Origin of the sequence: Streptomyces sp. NPDC058796 (assembly GCF_042745235.1) — a bacterium.
Lineage (GTDB): Bacteria > Actinomycetota > Actinomycetes > Streptomycetales > Streptomycetaceae > Streptomyces.
Genome location: NZ_JBHYOP010000039.1, coordinates 1 through 3457, shown reverse-complemented (window position 1 = coordinate 3457; position 3457 = coordinate 1). Strand labels below are relative to the sequence as shown.

Annotated in this window: 4 protein-coding genes; 3 read left to right on the top strand and 1 reads right to left on the bottom strand. The window is 70.8% G+C overall.

Going from position 1 to position 3457, the window contains the following annotated elements; genetic code table 11:
• Together ACFW47_RS35190 and ACFW47_RS35185 are read left to right on the top strand one after the other, a co-directional pair.
• The coding region (locus tag ACFW47_RS35190) for an adenosylhomocysteinase (protein ID WP_386289129.1) at positions 1 to 177 on the top strand (177 nt) is incomplete at its 5' end.
• A 115-nt stretch (positions 178 to 292) separates the two neighbouring features.
• The gene (locus tag ACFW47_RS35185) at positions 293 to 907 is read left to right on the top strand and encodes a hypothetical protein (RefSeq protein ID WP_386289123.1); all 615 of its coding nucleotides are present in this window, start codon (positions 293 to 295) and stop codon (positions 905 to 907) included.
• 52 nt (positions 908 to 959) lie between these two features.
• Here ACFW47_RS35185 and ACFW47_RS35180 read toward each other — a convergent pair whose 3' ends face one another.
• Entirely contained in the window at positions 960 to 1877 is a 918-nt protein-coding gene (locus ACFW47_RS35180) for an RDD family protein (protein ID WP_386308284.1), read from the bottom strand.
• A 126-nt stretch (positions 1878 to 2003) separates the two neighbouring features.
• Between ACFW47_RS35180 and ACFW47_RS35175 the strand changes: the two genes are divergently transcribed.
• The gene (locus ACFW47_RS35175; protein ID WP_386289127.1) at positions 2004 to 3011 is read left to right on the top strand and encodes a stage II sporulation protein M; all 1008 of its coding nucleotides are present in this window, start codon (positions 2004 to 2006) and stop codon (positions 3009 to 3011) included.
• Positions 3012 to 3457: the final 446 nt, after the last annotated feature.

Sequence of the window (3457 nt, the reverse complement as noted above, 5' to 3'; positions counted from 1 at the left end):
AAGCCCGACGCCTACCCGACCGACGTCTACGTGCTGCCCAAGCACCTCGACGAGAAGGTCGCCCGCCTCCACCTCGACGCCCTCGGCGTCAAGCTCACGACGCTGCGTCCCGAGCAGGCCGAGTACATCGGCGTCAAGGTCGAGGGCCCCTACAAGGCGGACCACTACCGCTACTGAGCCCACCGAGCCTCGTCGGCTCCTTCGAGACAGGCCCCCGCACCCCCGTGTCGGGGGCCTGCCCCGTTGGCGCCTCAGCGGCCGGACCAGCAGCCCGTCACCACCCAGGACCTCCATGCCCCGCGGCCGTTATTCGCTCCACGATCCGCACGACCACACCCCCCTCGCGGAAGAACATTTCCAGTGCGCCCCTGGTCCCTCCGGCTGGCGCTACGTCTCCCGGCTGACCACATCAGCCGGAGACCACCACGGCTCCGTCGACCTCGCCCTCGACGAACTCGGCCGCCCCATCCGCCTCGAACTCCACCTCGCGAGCTGGCAGGTCCGCGGCGCGGCCATCGACGGCGTCACCTGGGTCCGTACCGACCCCACCGGAGTCCACGCCACCGAAGGCAATGCGCGCGCCCATGCCTTCACTGGGACCTCCCCGGCCTTCCTCGTCGCCATCACCCGTCTCCTGCGCCTCACCCCCTCCGCCGCGGCCACCCGCGTACGCCTCGTCGCCCTCACGGATCCGGTCCTCGCCCCCCGCACCCTGGACCAGTCCTGGGCCTTGGTGAACAGAGAAGCACACGCCACTGACAACGGCCCCCTGACCGTGGACGAATACCAGGTCACAGCCCTGGACACGGGCGAGCAGCACTCCGTGCACATCGCCGGGGACGTCGTACTGGCGGCCCCCGGAATCGAGTTGGAGGACCTCGCTTCGCCGCCGTCCGTGTTCCCGTGAGGCCCCGGCCGCCACCCCAGCCGCGACACCGCCCGAAGGCGGCCGGCACGGCCTACGCCGGTGGCACGAACCCCGTACCGGGCCGACCGTCCGAAGAGGCGCTCGGCGGTGCCGCAGGAGGTGCTGCCGACGGCGGGGCCGCGGGACGGGCCGGCGGGGGAGGGGCCACGGTCTCCGCCACCGACGGCACCCCGGCCGTCGGCACGCCCCCGCCCGAGAGCGCGCTGCCGAACGCCCTCCGGGCCTCCCGAGCCTGGCGCTCGTGCATCATCGCCGCCAGATAAGCGGCAGGCGGCACCTCCCGGGGCGCGGGAGCCCCCGTCCGGGCAGCCACGTCCGCGGCGAGCCGCTCCGCCATCGCCCAGCCCACCCGGGGATCCAACTGCCCCAGGCGCGTGAGGCACTGACGTACGGCGAGCCACAGGTCATCGGGCACCGCGGACAGGTCCAGGTCGGAGAACCGCCCGGCCAGCCAGGGCGGAGGGGGCGGGATGAAGCCCGTCACCGGGACCGGCACCCGCTCCCGCACGACCAGGGTCCCCGCGAACACGTCACCGAGCCGTCGCCCCCGTGCCGACACCAGCGAGGCGATACAGGCGACGACACCGAAAGTCATGAGGATCTCGATCACCCCGATCAGGCCCCGCACCAGCGAGTGCCGGAACCGGATCGGCCCGCCGTCGTCCCGCACCACCCGCAGCCCGCACGCCATCTTCCCGAGCGACCGCCCATGGCTGAGCGTCTCCACGGCGATCGGCCCGCCCACCAGAACGAGGACGAAGGCCGCGATCGACAGCGCGGTCTGCGCCGCCATGTCCAGGGACGCCGTGGAGGCCACCAGCACGATCGTCACCGCCACGTAGACGGCCACGGCCACCGCCAGATCGAGCAGGACGGCCAGCGCCCTGCTGGGCAGCCTCGCGGGGCGCAGCTCCAGCGCCACCGCCTCGCCCGTCACCAGCTCGCTCACGCCTGCCACCCTTCCCCGGACCGCCCCCGTCCCCGCCAGTCTGCCAAGCTGAGGACACACCGCGCCGCAGTACGACAAGCTGATCCACGACGAGCCGCCGACGATAGCCGAGGAGCAGGCACACCGATGGACCTCGACGTCTTCGTCTCCGCCCACCGCGCGGAGTGGGACCGCCTCGACGCCCTGCTCCGGCGCCAGCGCCGGCTGACCGGCGCCGAGACCGACGAACTCGTCACCCTCTACCAGCGCACGGCCACCCACCTCTCCCTGATCCAGTCCAGTGCTCCCGACCCGCAGCTGACCGGCCGGCTCAGCCAGCTGGTGGCCCGCGCGCGCAGTGCCGTGACCGGCACCCGCCGGGCCTCCTGGCGCGACGCCACCCGCTTCCTGACGCAGCAGTTCCCCGCCGCCGTCTACCGGGCCCGCCACTGGTGGGTCCCCACCGCTCTCCTGTCGACCGCCGTCGCGGCACTCCTGGGCTGGTGGATCGGCACCCACCCGGAAGTCCAGGCCACCATCGCGGCCCCCAGCGAACTGCGTGAGCTCACCCGCCCCGGCGGCCAGTACGAGACGTACTACTCCAGTCACCCCGCGGCCTCCTTCGCCGCGCAGGTCTGGACGAACAACGCCTGGGCCGCCGCGCTCTGCCTGATCCTGGGCGTCTTCCTGGGCCTGCCGGTCATCTGGATCCTGTTCCAGAACATGCTGAACCTCGGCGTCGGCTTCGGCCTGATGTCGTCGGCCGGCCGCCTCGACACCTTCCTGGGCCTCGTACTGCCGCACGGCCTGCTCGAACTGACCGCGGTCTTCGTGGCGGCCGGCACCGGCCTCCGTCTCGGCTGGACACTCATCGACCCGGGCCCGCGCACCCGTCGCACAGCCCTCGCGGAAGAGGGCCGGGCCGCCATCGGAATGGCGATCGGCCTCGCCCTGGTCCTGTTCGTCTCCGGAGCCATCGAAGGCTTCGTCACCCCCTCCGGTCTGCCCACCTGGGCCCGCATCACCATCGGAGTCGTCGCCGAGCTGGCCTTCCTCGCCTACGTCTATGTCGTGGGCGGGCGCGCCGCGCGGGCCGGCGACACGGGTGACGTCGAGGCGTCCGAACGCAGCGCCACCGTGCCCACGGCCGCCTGATGTGCATCCGCCCCCGTCGAGCTGCTACTGTCCTCTTCGTTCCCGCAAGAGCCGTTGACACGGAGCAAGCGGGGAGGTAGATTCGAACAGTTGCCTGGTGAGGGGTTCACCTCCCGGACGGCAACAGCGAGAAACTATCGGCTTCCCCCGGATCACAGAATTCGGCGAAGCCCTCTCCCGATGAATCGGAAATGAACGGCCGGTCAGACCGGCTCAGAACTTCTGATAAAGTCGGAACCGCCGGAAAGGGAAACGCGAAAGCGGGAACCTGGAAAGCGCCGAGGAAATCGGATCGAAAAGGATCTGATAGAGTCGGAAACGCAAGACCGAAGGGAAGCGCCCGGAGGAAAACCCGAGAGGGTGAGTACAAAGGAAGCGACCGTTCCTTGAGAACTCAACAGCGTGCCAAAAGTCAACGCCAGATATGTTGATACCCCGACCTGATC